Source organism: Burkholderia sp. BCC1644 (assembly GCF_902833225.1).
Taxonomy (GTDB): Bacteria; Pseudomonadota; Gammaproteobacteria; order Burkholderiales; family Burkholderiaceae; genus Burkholderia.
Window position 1 is genome coordinate 1 of the sequence record NZ_CADFEI010000017.1, and the last position, 22,329, is coordinate 22,329.

The window sequence follows — 22,329 nt, forward strand, 5'->3', positions numbered from 1 at the left end:
TTATCGGCTGTTAATTTTTAAAGAGCATTTCTGCGAGAAACTTCGTGTTTCTCAGCAGCGCTGCGTTTTCAGCAGCAGAGAAGCGAGATTATGAACCGTGTTTCGCAGTTCGTCAACAACTTTTTTAACTACATCGTTGCGACTGCGGGGCTCAACTTCCAGGCCAGCTGCGCGCTCCAGACTGCAGCACACCACCAGCTTTGCTTCCCTCTCCCGCGCCGCGTTTCCGTTAGCGCGAAAGAGGCGTGATTCTATGCAGCTCCCGGCAATCGCGCAAGGGGTTTGACGCAACTTTTTTACAAAACCCGCATGTCGGCCGGCCAGGCATGTCCGGGCACGAGACCGCTTATGGTGCAAAGAACGGACTAGAATGTGAGGTTCTTCGCCTCTTTCTATATACGTCTTTAATATGCGCCAGCGAATCGCCAAACGCCTCCCCCCCGATGCCGACAAACTGGTCGGTCTGTCGCTTGCGCTCTTCGCCTCGGGCAGCCGCATCGAGGATCGCTTCTGGGAAGCGAAGCTCGATGCGCTGCTCGCCAAGATTGTCCGCAACGGCAACCAGACCACGCTCGACGCAGCGCTCGACCATCTTCAGCAGAATCACCCCGATGCATACGGTGCGCTGGCCGACATGGCCGAGACGCACAGCGAGTCGATGGTGATCGAGCACGACGGCCAACCGTACGATGCGCTGCTGGTCGCGGTTCCGGTGCTCGCATGGACGCGCTACATGATTCCGTCGGGTCCGCTCAAGGGCGACGTCGCCGACGCGCTGCGAACGCACCTGCAGGCGCACGTCCTCGCGAACGGCACGCTCGTCGGGCTCGCGCCGTTCCTCTACAGCATCGACCAGTTGCCGCGGCACCACGTCGAGACCTACCGACTTGCGCAGCAGCTCGCGCACGCGGCGATCAGCCAGCACACGCCGAAGCTGAGCTTCGGCGACCTGCCCGAAACTTCGCCTATCCTGGCCGACCCGCGCTTCCTCCTTGCGGTCGTCGCCGCGCCTGCCGGCGCGCCGCTGTTCCGCTGGCAAGAAGAGGAGAACGGCAGCAGGATCGAACGCGGCCAGTGCCTCGAACAGTGGACGGCCCAGGGCGGCCCGAACCTGTCGATCGCCCTGCCCGGCTGCGAATTCGAATGCCTGCTTCCGGACGCGTACTACTCGGCCTGCCGCGATGCGGACGAGCGCATTCGTCCGCACACGGTGCGGACGGCCATTCGTTATCTGTTTGACACACTTGGTGCGGCGCCGCAGGAGTTGCGCGCGGTGGTCGCCGGCTTCGGCGAACGCCGTATCGACGAGTATCGTGTCGGCTTCACGCGGCGTGCCAGCAATGACGTGATCTACGGCGTCGTATGGCCGCTGTACGGCCGCGAAAACGGCGACGTGTCGATCGACAACGCGACGCTCGAAGGCGAAGCGCCGATGGAAGGGCCGCTCGAGGAAATCGTGAGCCTGCTGAAGGAATGCGGCGTAACCGACGTCCGCAGGCACGCGGGCCGCTTCGAACCGGAATACTGCGACGACTGCGGCGTGCCGCTCTACGCGGATCCGCTCGGCGAAATCGTCCATGCGGAAATGCCGGAAGACGCATCGCCCGCCCAGCCGCACTTCCACTGACCCGATGCCGCAGGCCTCCACGGCCTGCCGGTCCGAAGCCGCTCCGGTTCCCGCCGGAGCGGCTTTTTTCTTGTCCGATCGTTTTCCGCTCGAAATTTCAGACAATTCCTAAGCCTTTCAGCCTAGCAGACATCGTGTAAGGTTTTTGTCACTATCGGGGCCAACGCATGCCCGACAGCAATCAATGACTCACCCTTACGGAGATTGAATATGCGGTTCCTGATACTCGATTCAGACGCCGAGCGGCGTGATGGACTGAAAGCCCTGTTGCGGCAGATCGACCGTCACGCCAGCATCAACGATGCGCCCGACAGTTTCCAGGCGCGCCGCCTGCTGCGTGCCCAGCGCTTCGACCTCGTCGCGATCGACTGGCTCGACGTCGGCCGGCTCGGCGAGCTTCAGGCGCTCTGCAGTGCATGCTCGCCGACACCGGCCGCAGTGCTGGTCGACGAAGCGCCGCCCGACGCCGTCCAACGCTTCTTCAACCATGGTGTCGCGGGCGTGATCCCGCATTCCACGCTGCCGCATCTGATCGTGCGAGCGCTGGAGATCGTGCTGCTGGGTGGGCACTACATTCCGCCGAGCGCGCTCAGCCTGCTGCCCTCCGTGGCTGCAGCACGCCACGATGCTCATTTCCAGACGCTTGCCGGATCGCTTGCACGCCGCCCGCCAAGCGGCCTCCTGTCGCCGCGGCAAGCGCAAATCATGCGCTTCGTCCACATGGGCAGCACGAACAAGATGATCGCCCGGACGCTCGGCATCAGCGAAGGCACCGTGAAGATCCACCTCGCCAGTATCTTCCAGCAGCTCGGTGCCGCGAACCGCGCCGCCGCGGTCGCAATCTACAACGGCTGGCTGTCACCGCATCTCGAGGTGCTGCTGGCGAACCGCAACCGCGCACGCAAGCCGAACATCGGCGAACGCGGCCCGGTTCCGCTGCGCGCACAACGGAATGACCATCCGTACCCGTTGCCGGCCGCGAACGCCGGCGCGCAGGACCTGCCAATCGCCGCCGAGCCGCCAGCACGGTTCCGGCGCGGGCGCTAGGCGAACAGTCTCGATATTGCGACGGTCGGTATGTGCGGATTCCCACCTTTGATGCTCAACGAGTAATATGGACGCATGGGTTTTCTTTTCACACCGCTCCCGCTCTGGGTTGGCATCGGTGGCTGGATCGCCGCCGTGGCCCTGCTCGCGCTCGCGCTCTGGAACCGCCCGTTCGTGCGCCTGCAGGACGCCACGCTCCAGCACGTGTGGCTCGCGCTCGTCACCGCGATTTCGGTCCTCTGGGCGTCGAATGCCTGGCTCGAAGACGGCATCGTCATGCATCTGCTTGGCGCCACGCTGCTCGTCACACTGTTCGACTGGACGCTCGCACTGATCGCGATGGGCGCCGTCACGGCGGTTGCCGCGATCATCTTCGACGCGCCATGGCAAGGCATTGGCCTGACCTATCTGATCTACGGTGCGCTGCCTGTCGCCGTGTCGGCGTTGCTGCAGCGCGCCGCGCTCGCGTGGCTGCCGCACAACCTTGCATCGTTCATCACCGGGCAGGGGTTCCTGTCGCCGGCCATCGCGATCGTGGCGGTCGCCGCCGCAGCAGCCGGCGTCCAACTCGCGCTCGCGGATGGCGTGCCCGTCGTGATTCCTGCCGGCTATCTGCTGAACACCGCACTGCTCGCGCTCGGCGAAGCGTGGTTCACGGGCATGGCGACGGCACTCATCGCCGTCTATCGCCCTGCGTGGGTCACGACCTTCGACGTCCGGCGCTATCGCCTCGGCGGCCCGCGCGCCTGAATTTCCTCCGGACGCGCGCACGTTTCAACGCATACCGTCGGCTCCTTTCGCGGCGCGGCAGAATACGCCATCTAATGCCGCACAACTTTTTTACGCTAAGATTGAACTCCTGTTCTTCATCGGGCATCTATACGTGCCCGATGTCTCATTCGCTCCTCACCAATAACCAGATGGACAGCTCTCCTGCCTCGCTCCGGATTTTCCGGGCGCTCGGCAAGCTGGCAGCCTGTATCGCGGGCCTGTCGCTTGCGCTTCCCACACCGGCATTCGCCGACCTGCTCGACCAGCGCTCCGAACTGATCAACAAATTTGTCAACGAGATGCATGCCGATCCGCTCGCCGCCGATTGTGCGGCGCACGGCAGCTTCATCGCCAGCACGTCGACCGCATTCGACCGCGTCGACTTCGCACCGAACGCATTCGACAGCGGCAACGCGTCGATCACGCCGTGGAACGACTCGTTCGACCAGGGCAAGCAGCGCGTGAAAGTCGACAACATCGTCACGGTCGACGGCCAAGGCATTCACAGCGACGGCAGCGACCCGACGCCGCTGAAATTCCGGTGCGGCTACGTCGGCCAGCAAATGCTCGCGTTCAGCTGGAACGACCCCGTTCCGCCGCTGAAGCCGCGCGCCGAACGTTCGTCGTCGTCGACGAAGAAATTCAAGGGCAAGTCGCACCGTGGCAAGGCGAAGGCATCGGGCCGTACCGGCAAGAAGGCCGTCGCAACGAAAAAATCGAGCGGCCAGAAGAAGGTCGTGAAGAAGAAAACCGCGAAGAAGTCCTGATACGACCGAGCGGCAACGACAGACGCAAAAAAGCCGGGGCATCCTGAGATACCCCGGCTTTTTTCATACGACGACGATACGCTTACGCGAACGTGTCGACGTGCACCAGGATCGCGGCCAGCATCGCCGCGCCGAGCGCCGCGCTGCGCTCACCATTCCAGCCGACGCGCTCGTCGGGCAGGTTCGCGTTGTCCTTGAACGGCATCTCGAGCGTCAGCGACAGGCAACCGAACTGATGGCCGATGTACTTCGACGCGAGCTTGAGCGCATCTTCCTTGTACTTGCTTGCCGCATAACCGTGCTCGGTCTGGAAGTCGGGGCTCGCGACCTTGAACGCGTCGATGAACGCAGTCTGTTCCTTGCCCTGCTGCGCGGTAAAGCTCGGCAGCATCTCCGAACCGGCGACGAACACGTACGGCAGATCCTCGTCGCCGTGAATATCGAAGAACATGTCGCAGCCAATCGCATGGATTGCGTCGCGCACGGCCAGCACCTCGGGGCTGCGTTCGGCATCCGGCGCCATCCACTCGCGATTCAGGTTCGCGCCTGCCGCGTTGGTGCGCAGGTTGCCATGCACGCTGCCGTCCGGGTTCATGTTCGGGACGATGTGGAACGTCACGCGATCGTAGAGCTTGCGCGCAACCGGATCGCCGGCCCAGTCACCCCATCCTGCCAGCCGCTTGACGAGCCCCTCGACGAACCACTCGGCCATCGACTCGCCCGGATGCTGGCGCGCGATGATCCACACCTTCTTCTTCGGCGCGTCGTCGGTTTCCGGCGTGCCGAGCGTCAGCAGCGACATCGGACGGCCTTCGACCGTGCGGCCTAGCTCGACGACGCTCGCCTGCGGCAACTGCTGGACCGCGCCGAGAAACGCCGCGTGGCGCTCTTCCGAGTACGGTTCGAAATACGCGTAATAGATGCTGTCGAACTCCGGCGTATGGTCGATGGTCATCGTCTTGCCGTCGAACGTCGTCGGCACGCGGAACCAGTCGACCCGGTCGTAGCTCGCCACCGCGTGGTAGTTACGCCAGCCCGACGGATACGCGCAGTCGGCCGCGTTCTCGAACGTCATCACGCACCGCTCGCCACGCGCGCCCGTCAAGCGGTAGTAAAACCATTGCGCGAATTCCGAGCGGTTGTCGCCGCGCACGCGCAGCCGGATCGCGTCGGGGCTGTCGCACGACACGACGTCGATTGCGCCTGCGTCGAAATTGCTGGTGATCGAAAGGGCCATCTGTCTCTCCTGTGTCGACCGGAGCGCGCGGTGTACCGCGTGCCCGGCCTCATGCATGCGCCGGCCGTCTCGTGAACGGCCGGCTGGGTCACTCGCCGACTCGCCGGCGATATACGTAAGTCGAATCGTTCGACGCAGCCGCGTCGAACGCATACCCTTCCGTCGCGAAATCCTTCAGCGCCTTCGGGTCGGTAATACGGTTCTCGACGATGAAACGCGCCATCAGGCCGCGGGCACGCTTCGCGTGGAAGCTGATGATCTTGTAGCGGCCGCCCTTCCAGTCCTCGAACACCGGCGTGATGACGGGCGCGGCCAGCAGCTTCGGCTTGACCGACTTGAAGTATTCGGTCGACGCGCAGTTGACCAGCACACGTGCCGCGCCGCTGCGCGTCTCGAGCTGCTCGTTCAGCGCCCGCGTGATGCGATCGCCCCAGAACGCATACAGATCCTTGCCGCGCGCGTTCGCAAAGCGCGTGCCCATCTCGAGCCGGTACGGCTGCAGCAGGTCGAGCGGACGCAGCAGCCCGTACAGGCCCGACAGCACGCGCACGTGCTGCTGTGCATAGTCGAGATCGGCCGACGACATCGATTTGGCGTCGAATCCTTCATATACGTCGCCGTTGAACGCAAGCACGGCCTGCTTGGCATTGGCCGGCGTAAAGGTTCGCGACCAGTCGGCGTAGCGCTGGAAATTCAGGCGCGCGAGCGGATCGGAAATATCCATCAGCGTCGCGATGTCCTGCGGCGACAGTTTGCGCAGGCCGTCGATCAGCTCGGACGCGTCGTCGACGAATGCAGGCTTCGTGTAAGACTGGACGTGCGCGGGCGTATCGTAGTCGAGGGATTTGGCTGGAGAGAGAACGATTATCATAGAGGCTCGCTGGCACGCCGTGCCTTGCGGTCAGACGAAAACCACCGATTGTAACGAATGACCCGCTCTCTCGCCCCGCATGCCGCACACCGCGTCGTGCTCGACTCGAACGTCTGGATCGACATCCTCGTATTCGACGACCCCGCTACGCGCCCGATCCGGGCTGCGCTGGAACGCGGCACGCTTGCCGCCGTGATCGACGGCCGCTGCCTGACCGAGCTCGAATACGTGCTCGACTATCCGCAGTTCCAGTCGCGTGCCATCGACAAGGCAGCCGCACTCGCAACCGTTGCCCGCCTCGCAAGCCTCGTCGAGCCGCCGCCCGTCGACCCCGACGCGCCGCCGCTGCCGAAGTGCAAGGACCGCGACGACCAGAAGTTTCTCGAACTCGCCCGCGCCGCTCAGGCCGAGTGGCTCGTGTCGAAAGACCGCGCGCTGCTGAAGCTCGCGAAGCGCACCGCACGCGACTTCGGCTTCCGGATCGCGCAGCCCGCGCCGTTTACCGAGGCCTGCGCGCTCGACGCCGTGCCGGCCACGACAACCACGCCGGCCTGACCTACGCCGCACCACCCGAATTCGACCGTATCGATGAACGCTCCTTCAGACATGCCAACGACTCCCGTTTTCCCCTCGCGCCTGCCGAACGTCGGCACGACGATCTTCACGGTCATGAGCACGCTTGCCGCCGAAAAAGGCGCGGTGAACCTCGGCCAGGGCTTCCCGGATTTCGATTGCGATCCGCGTATCGTCGACGCGGTCGCGGCCGCGATGCGCAACGGGCACAACCAGTATCCGCCGATGGCCGGCGTCGCGCCGCTGCGCGACGCGATCGCCGACAAGATCGCGCAGGTCTACGGCCGGCGCTACGATCCCGCCACCGAGATCACCGTGACGGCCGGCGCGACGCAGGCGCTGCTGACGGCGATCCTGTGCGCGGTGCATCCGGGCGACGAAGTGATCGTCATCGAACCGACCTACGACAGCTACCTGCCGTCGATCGAACTCGCCGGTGGCACGCCTGTATTCGTCACGCTCGAGGCGCCCGACTACACGATCCCGTTCGACCGTCTCGCGGCCGCGATCACGCCGAAGACGCGGATGATCCTGATCAACACGCCGCACAACCCGACGGGTACCGTGTGGCGCGAGGCGGACATGCGCAAGCTCGAGGACATCGTGCGCGGCACCAACGTGCTGATCCTGTCGGACGAAGTGTACGAACACATGGTCTACGACGGTGCGCGCCACGAAAGCGTTGCGCGCTACCCGGAACTCGCCGCACGCAGCTTCATCGTGTCGAGCTTCGGCAAGACCTATCACGTGACGGGCTGGAAGGTCGGCTACGTCGCGGCGCCTGCCGCGCTGACCGCGGAATTCCGCAAGGTCCACCAGTTCAACGTATTCACGGTGAACACACCGATGCAGATCGGGCTCGCCGACTACCTGCGCGACCCGGCGCCGTACCTGTCGCTGCCCGGCTTCTACCAGAAGAAGCGCGACTTCTTCCGTGCCGGCCTCGAGCGCACGCGCTTCAAGCTGCTGCCGTGCCCGGGCACGTACTTCCAGTGCGTCGATTACTCGGCGATCAGCGACCTGCCCGAAGCGGAATTCTCGAAGTGGCTCACGTCGGAGATCGGCGTGGCTGCCATTCCGGTGTCGGCGTTCTATCACGAGCCGCACGAATCGGGCGTCGTACGCTTCTGCTTCGCGAAGCAGGAAAGCACGCTCGCGTCCGCGCTCGAACGACTCGCCTGCCTGTAAGGTCCGCACGGGCGGCCACTCGCCGCCCGGCGGAAACCGCGCTTACGAGCGCGCGACGCTCGTCGCTTCGATGTACGCCTTGCGCTCGGCGGCCACGCGTTGCGCGGCCGGACGATCACCGACCTGCTTCGCGTGCGCCTTCCAGTCGATGCCGGCGTCGAGCAGGAAATCGCGTCCGAATATGGCCTTCGTCGCCATCCCGATGACCGGCAGATGAACCCACGCGGCGATGTCCGCGAGGCCGAACGAAGCGCCGAACACATACGGCGAAAACTGCGTCATCTGCTTGAACGCATCGATCGCGCGCGGCAGGCGCTTCTCGACGTGCGCCTTCATCCCGTCGCTGACCTTGCCGCCGAAAAACGCTTCCGTATAGACCTCGCGCGCCATCCATTCGAGATACAGCTCGAGCGTCTCGACCAGTTCGCGCACCTTCGCGGCCGCGAACGGACTCGCCGGGAAAATGCCTTTCTCGGGATAGCGCGCGGCCAGGTATTCGATGATCACCTGCGACTCGAACAGCGCGCCTTCTTCGGTCTTCAGGAACGGGATCTTGCCGAGCGGCGAATCGACGAGCTGGGCCGGATCGCTGATCGGCAAACCGCACACCGACTCCTCGAACGGGATGTCGTGCTCGAGCAGCACGAACTTCACCTTGTTGTAATAGTTGGACAACGGAATACCGCACAGCTGTAGCATCGGAGTCTCCTTCCTTGCTGAAGCGCAGCCGCGACGGTGGCGGCCGCATCGGGATTCATCGCGCTGAAAAGCACGTTCGTGCTAGTCTAAAGCAAGTTTTGCGTTCGTCACGACAACATTACATCCGCTGCGGCAGCCGTTCCGCCTGTCCGCGCAACATGCGCGGCGTCGCCGCCACGCCATCCGATGGAGACACGCTCGCATGAGTGCTGAACTGCTGGCCTCGCGTCCGCCCGAGAGCGATTCGACGCTCGTCCTCACGCTGTCCAATCCCGGTGCGCGCAATGCGCTGCATCCCGACATGTACGCGGCCGGCATCGAAGCGATTGCCACCGCCGATCGCGATCCCGCGATTCGCGCAGTCGTACTGACGGGCGCCGATCGCTTCTTCTGTGCAGGCGGCAACCTGAACCGGTTACTCGAGAACCGTTCGAAAGATCCGTCCTACCAGGCCGACAGCATCGACCAGCTCGCCGCATGGGTCGCGGCGATCCGCGCCTCGACGAAACCGGTGATCGCAGCCGTCGAAGGCGCCGCGGCCGGCGCGGGCTTCTCGCTCGCGCTCGCGTGCGATCTCGTCGTCGCCGCGCACGACGCCAAATTCGTGATGTCGTATGCGCGCGTGGGGCTCACGCCGGACGGCGGCGGTTCGTGGTTCCTCGCGCGCGCACTGCCGCGCGCGACGGCGGCCGAGATCCTGTTCGAAGGCAAGCCGATCACCGCCGAGCGCCTGCATGCGCTCGGCGTCGTGAACCGGCTCGCCGTGCCCGGCGCGGCACTGACCGACGCGCTCGCCTGGGCCGACGCACTCGCCGGCATCTCGCCGAATGCGCTCACGCGCATCAAGTCGCTGCTCGACGATGCGACGACGCAACCGCTCGAACCGCATCTCGGCACCGAGCGCGATCATTTCGTCGCGTCGCTGCATCATGCGGACGGGCTCGAAGGCATCACCGCATTTCTCGAGAAACGCCAGCCGCGCTACAAGCGCTGATCCGCTCCGTCCGCTCTCGACATGCCGCGGCGGCGCCCTGTCGCCAAGGCGATCGAAACCGCGCAAAAAATGCCCTGACACACGTCGCACACAACGTCGGCGACGCGCTCCACGTCGCCCGCGCACACGTATCCGCGGGCACGTTTCCGTCGCCAGCAGCCCGCGTCGATCCATGCTCTAATGACCGCCTGTCGCGGCGCTCCCGGCGTCGCTTTCGCGCATGCAACCAAGGAGTTGACGATGATCGACGTCTATAGCTGGGCGACCCCGAACGGCCACAAGGTGCACATCATGCTCGAGGAAACGGGCCTCGCATACCGTGTACATCCGGTCGATATCGGCGCTGGCGACCAGTTCGAGCCCGACTTCCTGAAGATCAGCCCGAACAACAAGATCCCGGCCATCGTTGATCCGGACGGCCCCGGCGGCAAGCCGATCTCACTGTTCGAATCGGGCGCGATCCTGATCTATCTCGCGGAGAAGACCGGCAAGTTCCTGCCGACCGATCCGGCCGCGCGCTATGCGACGCTCGAGTGGCTGATGTTCCAGATGGGCGGTGTCGGTCCGATGCTCGGACAGGCGCATCACTTCCGCCTGTATGCGCCGGAGAAGATCGAGTACGCGGTCAACCGCTACACGAACGAAGCGAAGCGCCTGTACAACGTGATGGACAAGCGCCTCGGCGAATCCGAATACCTCGCGGGCGACGCGTACACGATCGCAGACATTGCGACGTTCCCGTGGACGCGCTCGTGGCAGAACCAGGGCATCGTGCTCGACGAGTTGCCGAACGTGAAGCGCTGGTTTGACGCGATCGCCGCGCGACCGGCCGTGCAGCGCGGCGTCGAAGTGCTCGCGTCGATGCGCAAGGCACTGCAGGACGACAAGGCACGCGAAGTGTTGTTCGGCGCGACGCAATACGCGAAGCACTGACACGCACGTGACGTGACAGACGGGGCGGCATCCGTGCGCGCCGCCCCGCGCCTCAGAAGTAATGCAGCGTGATGAACTCCGCCGCGCACACCAGCAGCGGCGCATCGGGACGCTCGGCCTGGATCGACACCGACCACGTCACCTGCACGCCGCCCTGCGCGGCGTCGGCGGTTTCCTTCACCGCAAACAGCGCGCGCACGCGTGCACCGACCGGCACCGGCTTCAGGAATCGCACGCGATTCAGTCCGTAGTTCACCCCCATCTTCTGCTCGAAGCGCATCGCATCGGTCATCAACGCGGGAATCAGCGACAGCGTCAGGAACCCGTGCGCGATCGGCCCGCCGAACGGCGACTCGCGTCGCGCGCGTTCGGGATCGACGTGGATCCATTGATGATCGCCGGTCGCATCGGCGAACCCGTCGACACGAGGCTGGTCGATCGCGATCCAGCCGCTCGCGAGCGGCTCCGCGCCGACCCGCGCCTGCAGCGCCGACGCCGACGCGATCAGCGGCAAGGTCACGTCGGTCATGCGTTCGTTCCTCCCGGATGGCGGAGCCCGAAGAGCACCTTCGTGTGCACGCTGATCACCGTCTCGCCGGCTTCGTTCGTGCCGACCCACTCCGTCGACACGATGCCGCGGTCGGGCTTGCTCTCCGACACGCGCTTGTCGTGGACCTTCTGGTACATCGTGATCGTGTCGCCGGCCCGCACCGGCTTGAGCCAGCGGATCGAGTCGATGCCCGGCGAGCCCATGCTGGTCGAATCCGGCCCGAGCTTCTTGATGAGCAGGCTCATGAACACCGAGCACGTATGCCAGCCGCTCGCGACAAGCCCGCCGAAATGCGATGCCTTCCCGGCTTCCTCGTCGAGGTGGAACGGCTGCGGGTCATAGCGTTTCGCGAACGCCTTGATGTCGTCGGGCTCGAACGTGTAGCGGCCCACTTCGGTGGTGCTGCCGACCACCAGGTCTTCGTAACTGATACCCACTTGCAAGTCTCCTTGTCTGGCGCGCTCGCGCGTCGCCGTCATGCCGCGTCGGTCTGCGCGAAATCGGGCAGCGCCGCGATGCGCGCAAGATGATGATCGGTGTCGCCGAGCGTCGTCTCGATGATCGTCAGCCGCTTGAACAAATGCGCGGCGGCGACCTCGTTGGTCACGCCCATGCCACCGTGCAACTGGACGGCCTGCTGGCCGACGAAGCGTGCGGCCGCACCGACACGCGCCTTCGCGGCCGATACGGCCTTGCGCCGCGCATCGGCGTCGCCGCTCGCATAGCGCACCGCCGCCAGATAGGTCAGCGAACGCGCCTGCTCCGCATGGATCAGCATGTCGACCATCCGGTGCTGCAGCGCCTGGAAACGCGCGATCGGCACGCCGAACTGCTCGCGTGTCTTCGTATATTCGACCGTCGCACGATTCAGTTCGTCGAGCGCGCCGACCGCTTCCGCGCACAGCAGGAACGTCGCGTAATCGGCAATCTGCTCGAGCGCCGCCGCGTCGCGCGCCCCGCCCGTCAGCAATCGGGCCGGCGTTTCGTTGAATTCGATCGTCGCGGCACGCTGGCCGTCGATCGTCCGGTAGTCGGCCACCTTCGCGTTCGCCGCATCGCGTTCGACGACGAAAAGGCCGATGCCGCCACCATCGACGCGCGCAGGCACGATCCACGCATGCGCCTGTGCGCCGTGCTGTACGACCGACTTGGTGCCGGTCAGCCGGTACGTGCCGCCCTGTTCGTGCGCGTGCGTGTCGAGTTCGTACAGGTCGTAGCGCGCATGCGGTTCATGGAACGCAACCGCCAGCCGTTTCTGCCCCTGTGCGACGGCCTCCAGCAGCGCCGCATCCTCGCCCGCGCCGGAGCCGGCGATACGCAATGCCTCGACGCCGACCGCCGTGGCCCAGTACGGCTCGATCACGAGCGCACGGCCGAGCTCCTGCATCACGACCAGCATGTCGACGGGGCCGCCGCCGAAGCCGCCCTGTGCGTCCGGCACGGGCAGCGCGGTCAGCCCCAGTTCCGTGAACGCGCCCCATTGCGTGTCCGACACGCCCGTGTCGCTGCGCACGATCGCCTGGCGCGCGTCGAAGCCGTATCGCTCGCCGAGATAACGGCGCAGCGCGCCGGCGAACTGCTGCTGCTCATCGGTAAAGCTGAAATCCATGGTTGTCTCCGTTCCCTGATCACAGCCCCAGAATCATCTGCGCGATGATGTTCTTCTGGATCTCGTTCGAACCGCCGTAGATCGATGTCTTCCGGTAATTGAAGTAGTACGCGGCGAGCGGCGCCGCATCGTCGTCGCCCGCGATGCTGTGCTCGCGCTCGCCGTCGAGGAACGGCACGTCGAATGGCGCGGCGAGCGGGCCGATCGCGTCGACCATCAGTTCGGTGAGCGCCTGCTGCACCTCGGTGCCCTTGATCTTCAGCATCGATGCCTCGGGGCCGGGCCCCTTGCCGCTCGTCTCGCGGCTGACGACGCGCAGCACCGTCACCTCGAGCGCCATCAGCTCGACTTCGAGCGCCGCGACCTTCGCGGCGAACACCGGATCGGCGAGCAACGGCTTGCCGTTCTTGCGCTGGTTCGACGCCACGCGCTTCAGGAATGCGAGTTCGCGCTTCGACGCACCGACGCGCGCGATGCCGGTCCGTTCATGGCCGAGCAGGTATTTCGCATAAGTCCAGCCGCGGTTCTCGTCGCCGACGAGGTTCTCGACCGGCACCTTCACGTCCTCGAAGAACACTTCGTTGACCTCCCGGTCCTCGTCGAGCATGACGATGGGTCGCACCGTGATGCCGGGCGTCTTCATGTCGATCAGCAGGAACGAGATACCCTCCTGCTTCTTCGCGGCCGGATCGGTGCGCACGAGGCAGAACATCATGTCGGCGTACTGGCCGAGCGTCGTCCAGGTCTTCTGGCCGTTGACGACATAGTGGTCGCCGTGGCGCTCGGCGCGCGTGCGCAACGAGGCGAGGTCGGATCCCGATCCGGGCTCCGAGTAACCCTGGCACCACCAGTCGGAACCGTCGAGTATGCGCGGCAGATAGTGGCGTTTCTGTGCTTCGCTGCCGTACTTCATCAGCACCGGCGCGACCATCGATACGCCAAACGGCAGCACGGTCGGCGCACCGATCCGCGCGCACTCCTCGTCCCAGATATGCCGCTGCGTCGCGTTCCAGCCCGGGCCGCCGTATTCGACGGGCCAGGCGGGCGCAGACCAGCCGCGCTGGCCGAGAATCCGGTGCCAGCTCGCGAAATCCTCGCGCTCGAGTCGTTTGTGATCGAGTACTTTGGCGCGCAGTGCGTGAGGCAGGTTGGCCTCGAGCCAGGCGCGGACGTCAACGCGGAATGCGTCGTCGGCGGGGGAATAATCCAGATCCATGCGCAGTGTCTCCTGTCGACCGGAGTTAGCGCTTTAGCGGTTACTCCGGTCCCATGCAGACGCTCGCCGCGGCCGTCCGGCCCGGCAAAGGACCCACTGCGTACGTCATTGCAGCGGTTCTTTCAGCGCGGCGGGAATCGGCAGCGGCATCACGTCGATGCCTTCTTCAGCCAGGGATTGCGCGTCTTCGGGCGTCGTGACGCCACGAATGCTGCGTGCGGGCGCCTCGTTGTAATGAATGCGCCGCGCTTCCTCGGCGAAGCGCTCGCCCACGTTCTCGGTCTTCTCCAGCACCTCGCGCAGTGCGCGCATCACCTGCGCCTGCAGCGCACGCGGATCGGCCGGCTGGGCCTGCGTCGCACCCGACAGGTTCAGGCGCGGCGCCGACGGCAGACGGTTGACCTCGGTCGTCCCGCACACCGGACATTCGACCAGCTTGCGGGACAACTGCGCTTCGAATTCATCGGCGGAAGCGAACCAGCCTTCGAACCGATGACCGTGCGGGCACTGTAAATCGAGGACCTTCATGCTGAATCAGGGCGTGTGGCGAGTGTAGCGCAAAAAGCGCTTTTGTGAACGATCGTGCTAAATCCCGATCGCGCGGCGCGAACGCACCGCGTCACCGGATTGTAACGCGGCGCCCCACCCGCCGCTGACGCCACGCTCAGGGCGTCACGACCGGCCCGAGCGGCCAGGTGCCGGACAGCACCTTGTCGAGCCACATCGTGCCGATGATCGTCTTCACATCGGTGATCTGGCCGGTGCGCACCCATTCCTGCAGGTCGGCTTGCGTCGCCGTAAAGGTTTCGAGGAATTCGCCTTCGTCGAGCTTGCGCTCGCCGGCCGTCAGCCCGCGCGCAAGGTACAGGTCGATGAATTCGGTCGAATAGGAAATGATCGGGTGAATGCGGGCCAGGAACACGTATTCGCGTGCCGTATAACCCGTTTCCTCGCGCAGTTCGCGCACGGCGCACGCGAGCGCGCCTTCGTTCGGATCGAGCTTGCCGGCCGGGAATTCGGCCATCACCTTGCCGATCGGGTAGCGATACTGGCTTTCCATCAGCACGCGGCCGTCGTCGAACAGCGGGATCACCATCACCGCGCCCGGATGCTGGACGTATTCGCGCGTGGCCTTCTTGCCGTCCGGCAGGCGGACGGTATCGCGCTTGAGCTTGAGGAACGAGCCTTCGAAAATCGCCTCGCTCTCGAGGCAGGTTTCGGTCAGTGCGGCGTCGTGATTGGGTAGTTCGGCCATCGGCGGGCTCCGGAGGAATGAGCACGCGACGGCCGAAGCCGTCAGCGTCGTTTGACGAGATACTGGAACGTGAAGCCGGGGAACGCGAACACGATGAAGAGACTGAACGTGATCGCGTAGAACTGCCAGCCTTGTTCGAAGCGGTTGCCGGCGCGCGACTCGAGCCAGAAGCCGAGCGCGCCGACGATGAAATACAGCACGATCAGCTCGCCGATCCGCACCCACGCACTCTTCTTCGCCGCGCCGAACGGCACGACGGCGAAGAGGCGTTGGTTCAGGAACGGCAGGTTGGCGCACACGAGCGCCAACAGCACGATAAACCAGCCGGCTGCCGACATTACAGCGGCAGCGTGTGACGGATTGCCTGCAGGCAGGCCGTCAGCAGCGGGCTCGGGATCAGGCCGAGCACGACGACCGCCAGGCCGTTCAGCACGAGGATCGTGCGCTTGCAGAAATCACCCGAGATCGGCGTCGAATCCTGCGGTGCATCGAAGTACATCAGCTTCACGATGCGCAGGTAGAAGAACGCGCCGAACAGCGACGTGATCACGGCCAGCACGGCCAGCCACGTGAGGCCCGCGTTGACGGTCGCCTCGAGCACGGCCAGCTTCGCGTAGAAACCAACGGTCGGCGGAATGCCGGCCAGCGAGAACATCATGACCATCATCACGAACGCGAACACCGGGCTGCGCTTGTTGAGGCCCTTGAAGTCGTCGATCGTATCGGCTTCGAAATCGCGGCGTGCGAGCAGCATCACCACGCCGAACGAGCCGAGCGTCGTGATCAGGTAGACGATCGCGTAGAACATCGCCGAGCTGTAGGCGTTCGCCGGTGCCGCTGCGTCGCCCTTCACGATGCCCGCGAGCAGACCGAGCAGCACGAAGCCCATGTTCGAGATCGCCGAATACGCGAGCATCCGCTTGATGTTGCGCTGGACGATACCGGTGATGTTGCCGACGATCAGCGACAGCGCGGCGAGGATCACGAGCGCGGTCTGCCAGTTCTGTGCGAGCGGCAGCAGGCCCATCACCAGGAAGCGCAGACCCCACGCGAATGCGGCAACCTTCGGGCCGCCGCCGACGAACAGCGTCATCGCGGTCGGTGCGCCCTGGTAGACGTCCGGCACCCACATGTGGAACGGCACGGCGCCGAGCTTGAACGCGATACCGGCGACGATGAAGACCACGCCGAACATCAGCACGGCTGCGTCGGTATTGCCGCCGACCGCCTTGTACACCTCGCCCAGCTCGAGCGAGCCGGTCGCGCCGTAAAGCATCGAGATGCCGTACAGCACGAAGCCCGACGCAAGCGCGCCCAGCACGTAGTACTTCATCGCAGCTTCGCTCGACTGTGCGGCGTCGCGGCGCAGCGCGATGACTGCGTACAGCGACAGCGACATCAGTTCGAGACCGAGGTACAGCGTCAGGAAGTTGTTGCCCGACACCATGACCAGCTGGCCGAGCAGCGAGAACATGCCGAGCAGGAACACGTCGCCGCGGAACATGTCGCGATCTTCGAGGTACTTGCGCGAATAGACGAGCGAAACCGCGAAACCGAACGACACGACAGCCTTCATCATGCTCGCGAACGAGTCGACGACGACCATCTTCGAGAAGAAGTAGTACTGCTGCGGGTCGAGTGCCTGCACCGCGAACCACACGCCGGCGACGACCGACGAAACAACCGCGATCAGATAGGTCAGGCGACGGCCGGAAGCACCGGTAAAGGTGTCGTTCAGCCATGCGACGACGATGGCGGCCATCACCAGCGCGTCAGGCAACAGGACATTCATAGGAGCGTTCATGATCTAGAGTTCCTCCGCTCGCGATTACTGGGCCAGCGGCAGCTTCGACTGCGCGACGTGGGAGAGGAGGTTTTCCACGGAAACGTGCATCACGTCCGTGAAAGGCTTCGGGTACAGGCCCATCAGCAGCGTGAACGCGGCGAGCACGGCCAGCATCAGGAATTCGCGACGGCCGATGTCCTTCAGCTTGGCGACGTGATCGTTCGCCACCGCGCCGAAGTACACGCGCTTGTACATCCACAGCGTGTAGGCAGCACCGAGGATCAGCGTGAATGCCGCGCCGAATGCGATCCAGAAGTTGTACTGGACGGCCGCGAGAATCACCATGAACTCGCCGACGAAACCCGACGTACCCGGCAGGCCGCAGTTGGCCATCGAGAACAGCATCGCGAATGCCGCGAACTTCGGCATCACGTTGACGACGCCACCGTAATCGGCGATCTGGCGCGAGTGCACGCGGTCGTACAGCACGCCGATGCAGAGGAACATCGCGCCCGACACGAAGCCGTGCGAGATCATCTGGATGATCGCGCCTTCGACGCCGAGCTGGTTGAAGATGAAGAAGCCGAGCGTGACGAAGCCCATGTGCGCGATCGACGAATACGCGACCAGCTTCTTCATGTCGGCCTGCACCATCGCGACGAGGCCGATGTAGATCACCGCGATCAGCGACAGCGTGATCACGACCGGTGCCAGGAAGTGGCTCGCGTCAGGCGTGATCGGCAGCGAGAAGCGCAAGAAACCGTATGCGCCGAGCTTCAGCATGATCGCCGCCAGCACGACCGAGCCGCCCGTCGGCGCTTCCACGTGCGCGTCCGGCAACCACGTGTGCACCGGCCACATCGGCACCTTCACCGCGAACGCGAGGAAGAACGCGATGAACAGCAGGATCTGCGGCGTCATCGCGATCTTCGCGTTCTGCCACGTCGCGAGGTCGAACGAGTGCGTTTCCGTGTACAGGTAAATCAGTGCGACCAGCATCAGCAGCGAGCCGGCCAGCGTGTACAGGAAGAACTTGAACGCCGCATACACGCGGTTCGGGCCACCCCACACGCCGATGATGATGTACATCGGGATCAGGGTCGCTTCGAAGAACACGTAGAACAGCAGGCCGTCGGCCGACGAGAACACGCCGATCATGATCCCGGACAGGATCAGGAAGGCCGCGAGGTACTGCGCGACGTTCTCGGTAATCACTTCCCACGCGGCGATCACGACGATCACCGTGATCAGCGCGGTCAGCACGACGAACCACATCGAGATGCCGTCGACGCCGAGGTGATACGCGATGTCGAAGCGTTCGATCCAGGTCGACTTCTCGACGAACTGCAGCGCAGCCGTGCTCGAATCGAAGCCCGTGATCAGCGGGATCGTGACCGCGAGACCGAGCAGCGAGCCGATCAGCGCGACCCAGCGGGCCGTCCCCGGATTTTTGTCGTTACCCACCGCAAGCACGAGGAGGCCGAAAACGATCGGCAGCCAGATCGCGGTACTGAGAATCGGAAAAGCGTGCATTAAGTTGTCCCCCGCCTTATTTGCCGCCGAGCGTTACAAACAGGGTCAGGAGCCCCAGCATGCCGATGATCATGGCGAACGCGTAGTGATAGATGTAACCGGATTGGAGGAAGCGGATCACGCTGGCGAACCAGCCGATGAACCGGGCGCTGCCGTTGACGAGGCCGTCGATCACCACGACGTCACCTTCCTTCCACAGGCCGCGGCCGATCGCCACCGAACCACGGGCGAACACCACTTCGTTGATCTTGTCCATGTAGTACTTGTTGTCCAGCAGCGTGTAGATCGGGCCGAACGCGCGGCGGATCGAGGCCGGCAGATCCGGACGCTTCAGGTACAGGAACCAGGCGACGACGACACCGGCGAGCGCGAGCCAGACCGGCAGGCCCGACACCGAGTGCAGGCCCATGCCCACCCAGCCGTGAAATTCCTCGGCCATCTCGGCCAGCGCCGGGTGGTTTTCGCCGATGAAGATCACCTTGTCGAATGCGACGCCGTGCTGGAAGAAGTCGCCGAACAGCATCGGGCCGACCGCGATCGCACCGATGATCACCGACGGGATCGCCAGCAGGACCAGCGGCACCCACACGACCCACGGGGTCTCGTGCGGCTCGTGCGCGTGGTCGTCATGACCGTGGCCATGGCCGTGGTCATCGTGGCCGTGCGCGGCCGCCATGCCCATCGGCGATTCCGGATGCTTCGGCTTGCGGAAGCGCTCTTCGCCGTGGAACACCAGGAAGTACATGCGGAACGAATACAGCGCCGTGACGAACACGCTCGCGACGACCGCGAAGTACGCGAAGCCCGAACCCGGCAGGTGCGACAGCTTCACCGCGTCGATGATCGAGTCCTTCGAGTAGAAGCCCGAGAAGAACGGCGTGCCGATCAGCGCGAGCGAGCCGACGAGCGACGTGATCCACGTGATCGGCATGTACTTGCGCAGGCCGCCCATGTTGCGGATGTCCTGGTCGTGGTGCATGCCCATGATGACCGAGCCGGCGCCGAGGAACAGCAGCGCCTTGAAGAACGCGTGCGTCATCAGGTGGAACAACGCGACCGGGTACGCGGACACGCCGAGCGCGACCGTCATGTAGCCGAGCTGCGACAGCGTCGAATAGGCGACCACCCGCTTGATGTCGTTCTGGATGATGCCGAGGAAGCCCATGAAGAGCGCCGTGATCGCGCCGATCACCGTGACGAACGACAGCGCGGTGTCCGACAGCTCGAACAGCGGCGACATGCGCGACACCATGAAGATGCCGGCCGTCACCATCGTCGCCGCGTGAATCAGCGCCGAGATCGGGGTCGGGCCTTCCATCGAGTCCGGCAGCCACACGTGCAGCGGGAACTGTGCCGACTTGCCCATCGCGCCGATGAACAGGCAGATACAGGCAACGGTCAGCAGGCCCCAGTCGGTGCCCGGGAAGTGCAGGCTCGCGAGCTCTGCGCGCTTCGCGAACACTTCGCCGTAGTTCATCGAGCCGGCGAACGCGAGCAGCAGGCCGATACCGAGCAGGAAGCCGAAGTCGCCCACTCGGTTCACGAGGAACGCCTTCATGTTCGCGTAGATCGCGCTCTCACGCGTGAAGTAGAAGCCGATCAGCAGGTACGACACCAGACCCACCGCTTCCCAGCCGAAGAACAGCTGCAGGAAGTTGTTGCTCATCACGAGCATCAGCATCGAGAACGTGAACAGCGAGATGTACGAGAAGAAGCGCTGGTAGCCGTCTTCTTCCGCCATGTAGCCGATCGTGTAGATGTGCACCATCAGCGAGACGAAGGTCACGACGACCATCATCATCGCGGTCAGCGAATCGACGAGGAAGCCGACCTCGAGTTTCAGCGAACCGACGTTCATCCATTCGTAGACGGTCGCGTTGAAGCTTGCGCCGCCCATCACGTCGAAGAAGACTTTCGCCGACAGGAGGAACGCGATCATTACGCCGAGGATCGTGATCCGGTGTGCGCCCTTGCGCCCGACTGCGTTCCCGAACAGCCCCGCAATCAGCGAGCCGGCCAGCGGAGCGAGCGGAATCGCCAGCAGCAGGTTTTCATTGAGTGTCGTTGACATAACAGCGTTGCCTGAAATTAACCTTTGAGCTGATCGAGATCCTCGACATTGATCGTGTCGAGCTTACGGAACAGGGTCACCAGAATCGCGAGACCGATCGCGGCTTCTGCTGCAGCGACGGTCAGCACGAAGAACACGAAGATCTGGCCGTGCACATCGCCAAGGTAATGCGAGAACGCGACGAAGTTGGTGTTCACCGCCAGCAGCATCAGTTCGATCGACATCAGGATGATGATGACGTTGCGGCGGTTCAGGAAGATCCCGACGATCGCGATCGCAAACAGGATCGCGCCGAGCACAAGGTAGTGAGCAAGAGTCAGCATGATTTTCTTTTCCTCCGCTTAGCCGTTGGTGCCCGAACCGGCTTCGCTCTGCGCCGCTTCCGGCTGCGGCTTTTCCGCTTCCATCTTCACGAGGCGCACGCGGTCGTTACGTTGCACCTTGACCTGATCCGACACGCGCTGGCGCTTGCTGTCCTTGCCCTTGCGCTCGGTCAGCCCGATTGCGGCAATGATCGCGACCAGCAGCACGAGGCCGGCGATTTCAAACGCGAAGATGTAGTCGGTGTAGATGACCTTGCCGATCAGGCGCGTGTTCGACCAGTTGGCCATTTCGCCCGTCGCCATCGCGTGCACCGTGTGCGTGTCGCCGTAGCCGCGCCACAGGATCAGCGCGGTCTCGATCACGATGATCGCGCCGACCACGGTCGCCATCGGTACGAAGCGCTTGAAGTCGCGGCGCAGGTAGTCGATGTTGATGTCCAGCATCATCACGACGAACAGGAACAGCACCATCACGGCGCCCACGTAGACCAGCACCAGCAGGATCGCGAGGAATTCCGCTTCCAGCAGCATCCAGATCGCGGCGGCGTTGAAGAACGCCAGCACAAGGAAAAGCGCAGACGCCACCGGGTTGCGCGAAGTGATCACCTTCAGCCCTGATACCACCAGGAGCAGCGCGAAGATGTAGAACAGTACGGTCGTGAATTCCATGATTACCGGTTCATCGTTAGGCCATAGTCAGGCGCGGCTTGCGGGACGCTCTCGCGTGCCGCACCCGTCGCGGCGGCTCGGCCCTGGCTTCGGGCCGGCACTGCAAACACAATCAACGATACGGCGCGTCGGCGGCCTTCGCCGCGGCGATGTCCTTCTCGTAGCGATCGCCCACTGCGAGCAACATATCCTTCGTGAAATACAGGTCGCCGCGCTTTTCGCCGTGGTACTCGAGAATCTGCGTCTCGACGATCGAATCGACCGGGCAGCTCTCTTCGCAGAAACCGCAGAAGATGCACTTCGTCAGGTCGATGTCGTAGCGCGTCGTGCGGCGCGTGTTGTCCGCGCGCGTTTCCGATTCGATCGTGATCGCCATCGCGGGGCACACGGCCTCGCACAGCTTGCACGCGATGCAGCGCTCTTCGCCGTTTTCGTAGCGGCGCAGCGCATGCAGCCCGCGGAAACGCGGCGAGATCGGGGTCTTCTCTTCCGGGAACTGCACGGTGACCTTGCGCTTGAACGTGTAACGACCGGTCAGCGCGAGCCCCTTCAGCAGCTCGGTCAGGAAGAAAGTCTTAAAGAAGTGTTGGATAGCCGTCATGATTTCGTC

At 64.2% G+C, this 22,329-nt stretch carries 24 protein-coding genes; 8 read left to right on the forward strand and 16 right to left on the reverse strand.

Annotated features, from left to right (window positions below; translation table 11 throughout):
- Window positions 1-409: 409 nt before the first annotated feature.
- From HWX87_RS28275 to HWX87_RS28290, 4 genes are all read left to right on the forward strand, one after another.
- Window positions 410-1,627: a DUF2863 family protein gene (locus HWX87_RS28275; RefSeq protein ID WP_176050358.1), complete on the forward strand. Its 1,218-nt coding sequence runs from the start codon at window positions 410-412 to the stop codon at window positions 1,625-1,627.
- A gap of 210 nt (window positions 1,628-1,837) precedes the next feature.
- Entirely contained in the window at window positions 1,838-2,674 is an 837-nt protein-coding gene (locus tag HWX87_RS28280; protein ID WP_176050359.1) for a response regulator transcription factor, read from the forward strand.
- A 75-nt stretch (window positions 2,675-2,749) separates the two neighbouring features.
- Window positions 2,750-3,424 carry an energy-coupling factor ABC transporter permease gene (locus HWX87_RS28285; RefSeq protein ID WP_176050360.1) on the forward strand — a complete coding sequence of 225 codons (675 nt, stop codon included), beginning with the start codon at window positions 2,750-2,752 and terminating at the stop codon, window positions 3,422-3,424.
- A 140-nt stretch (window positions 3,425-3,564) separates the two neighbouring features.
- Entirely contained in the window at window positions 3,565-4,212 is a 648-nt protein-coding gene (locus HWX87_RS28290) for a hypothetical protein (RefSeq protein ID WP_176050480.1), read from the forward strand.
- An 82-nt stretch (window positions 4,213-4,294) separates the two neighbouring features.
- Here the strand turns inward: HWX87_RS28290 and HWX87_RS28295 are convergent, their stop codons facing one another.
- Together HWX87_RS28295 and yaaA are read right to left on the reverse strand one after the other, a co-directional pair.
- Window positions 4,295-5,449 (reverse strand): carboxypeptidase family protein, encoded by a 1,155-nt coding sequence (locus HWX87_RS28295; RefSeq protein ID WP_176050361.1) that lies wholly within the window; start codon window positions 5,447-5,449, stop codon window positions 4,295-4,297.
- 88 nt (window positions 5,450-5,537) lie between these two features.
- A complete protein-coding gene (gene yaaA, locus HWX87_RS28300) occupies window positions 5,538-6,320 on the reverse strand; it encodes a peroxide stress protein YaaA (protein WP_176050362.1) in 783 nt (260 codons plus the stop codon).
- 57 nt (window positions 6,321-6,377) lie between these two features.
- Here yaaA and HWX87_RS28305 point away from each other — a divergent pair, with 57 nt between their 5' ends.
- Both HWX87_RS28305 and HWX87_RS28310 read left to right on the forward strand, forming a co-directional pair.
- On the forward strand, window positions 6,378-6,875 hold the full coding sequence (locus HWX87_RS28305; protein ID WP_176050363.1) for a putative toxin-antitoxin system toxin component, PIN family: 498 nt from the start codon (window positions 6,378-6,380) through the stop codon (window positions 6,873-6,875).
- A 33-nt stretch (window positions 6,876-6,908) separates the two neighbouring features.
- Complete coding sequence (locus HWX87_RS28310; RefSeq protein ID WP_176050364.1) at window positions 6,909-8,081, forward strand: pyridoxal phosphate-dependent aminotransferase; 1,173 nt, start codon at window positions 6,909-6,911, stop codon at window positions 8,079-8,081.
- A 42-nt stretch (window positions 8,082-8,123) separates the two neighbouring features.
- On the opposite strand, the gene HWX87_RS28315 is transcribed toward HWX87_RS28310, so the two are convergent.
- A complete protein-coding gene (locus HWX87_RS28315) occupies window positions 8,124-8,780 on the reverse strand; it encodes a glutathione S-transferase (RefSeq protein ID WP_176050365.1) in 657 nt (218 codons plus the stop codon).
- Window positions 8,781-8,982: 202 nt separating this feature from the next.
- On the opposite strand from HWX87_RS28315, the gene HWX87_RS28320 reads away from it, so the two are divergent.
- Window positions 8,983-9,774, forward strand: a complete 792-nt coding sequence (locus HWX87_RS28320; RefSeq protein ID WP_176050366.1) for an enoyl-CoA hydratase — start codon at window positions 8,983-8,985, stop codon at window positions 9,772-9,774.
- 240 nt (window positions 9,775-10,014) lie between these two features.
- Complete coding sequence (locus HWX87_RS28325; protein ID WP_176050367.1) at window positions 10,015-10,707, forward strand: glutathione binding-like protein; 693 nt, start codon at window positions 10,015-10,017, stop codon at window positions 10,705-10,707.
- Window positions 10,708-10,759: 52 nt separating this feature from the next.
- Here the strand turns inward: HWX87_RS28325 and HWX87_RS28330 are convergent, their stop codons facing one another.
- The 13 genes from HWX87_RS28330 to nuoI form a co-directional block, all read right to left on the reverse strand.
- Complete coding sequence (locus tag HWX87_RS28330; RefSeq protein ID WP_176050368.1) at window positions 10,760-11,236, reverse strand: MaoC family dehydratase; 477 nt, start codon at window positions 11,234-11,236, stop codon at window positions 10,760-10,762.
- Window positions 11,233-11,694: a MaoC family dehydratase gene (locus HWX87_RS28335; RefSeq protein WP_176050369.1), complete on the reverse strand. Its 462-nt coding sequence runs from the start codon at window positions 11,692-11,694 to the stop codon at window positions 11,233-11,235. Before HWX87_RS28335 ends, HWX87_RS28330 begins: the two co-directional genes overlap by 4 nt.
- A 38-nt stretch (window positions 11,695-11,732) precedes the next feature.
- Window positions 11,733-12,866: an acyl-CoA dehydrogenase family protein gene (locus tag HWX87_RS28340; RefSeq protein ID WP_176050370.1), complete on the reverse strand. Its 1,134-nt coding sequence runs from the start codon at window positions 12,864-12,866 to the stop codon at window positions 11,733-11,735.
- A 19-nt stretch (window positions 12,867-12,885) separates the two neighbouring features.
- Entirely contained in the window at window positions 12,886-14,082 is a 1,197-nt protein-coding gene (locus HWX87_RS28345) for an acyl-CoA dehydrogenase family protein (protein WP_176050371.1), read from the reverse strand.
- Window positions 14,083-14,187: 105 nt separating this feature from the next.
- A complete protein-coding gene (locus tag HWX87_RS28350) occupies window positions 14,188-14,610 on the reverse strand; it encodes a DUF1178 family protein (RefSeq protein WP_043188814.1) in 423 nt (140 codons plus the stop codon).
- A gap of 136 nt (window positions 14,611-14,746) precedes the next feature.
- Window positions 14,747-15,337, reverse strand: a complete 591-nt coding sequence (locus HWX87_RS28355; RefSeq protein WP_124453087.1) for an NUDIX hydrolase — start codon at window positions 15,335-15,337, stop codon at window positions 14,747-14,749.
- Window positions 15,338-15,378: 41 nt separating this feature from the next.
- Window positions 15,379-15,675, reverse strand: coding sequence for a DUF2818 family protein (locus HWX87_RS28360; protein WP_047898602.1), 297 nt, complete (start codon window positions 15,673-15,675; stop codon window positions 15,379-15,381).
- Window positions 15,675-17,129: an NADH-quinone oxidoreductase subunit NuoN gene (gene nuoN, locus HWX87_RS28365; RefSeq protein WP_176050481.1), complete on the reverse strand. Its 1,455-nt coding sequence runs from the start codon at window positions 17,127-17,129 to the stop codon at window positions 15,675-15,677. Before nuoN ends, HWX87_RS28360 begins: the two co-directional genes overlap by 1 nt.
- Window positions 17,130-17,165: 36 nt before the next feature.
- The gene (locus tag HWX87_RS28370) at window positions 17,166-18,656 is read right to left on the reverse strand and encodes an NADH-quinone oxidoreductase subunit M (RefSeq protein WP_069747468.1); all 1,491 of its coding nucleotides are present in this window, start codon (window positions 18,654-18,656) and stop codon (window positions 17,166-17,168) included.
- A 16-nt stretch (window positions 18,657-18,672) separates the two neighbouring features.
- Window positions 18,673-20,727, reverse strand: a complete 2,055-nt coding sequence (nuoL, locus tag HWX87_RS28375) for an NADH-quinone oxidoreductase subunit L (RefSeq protein WP_175999397.1) — start codon at window positions 20,725-20,727, stop codon at window positions 18,673-18,675.
- Between the two features lie 17 nt (window positions 20,728-20,744).
- Window positions 20,745-21,050, reverse strand: coding sequence for an NADH-quinone oxidoreductase subunit NuoK (gene nuoK, locus HWX87_RS28380; RefSeq protein WP_006478272.1), 306 nt, complete (start codon window positions 21,048-21,050; stop codon window positions 20,745-20,747).
- Between the two features lie 18 nt (window positions 21,051-21,068).
- The gene (locus HWX87_RS28385; RefSeq protein WP_059233606.1) at window positions 21,069-21,719 is read right to left on the reverse strand and encodes an NADH-quinone oxidoreductase subunit J; all 651 of its coding nucleotides are present in this window, start codon (window positions 21,717-21,719) and stop codon (window positions 21,069-21,071) included.
- A 112-nt stretch (window positions 21,720-21,831) separates the two neighbouring features.
- A complete protein-coding gene (gene nuoI / locus HWX87_RS28390) occupies window positions 21,832-22,320 on the reverse strand; it encodes an NADH-quinone oxidoreductase subunit NuoI (protein ID WP_176050372.1) in 489 nt (162 codons plus the stop codon).
- Window positions 22,321-22,329: the final 9 nt, after the last annotated feature.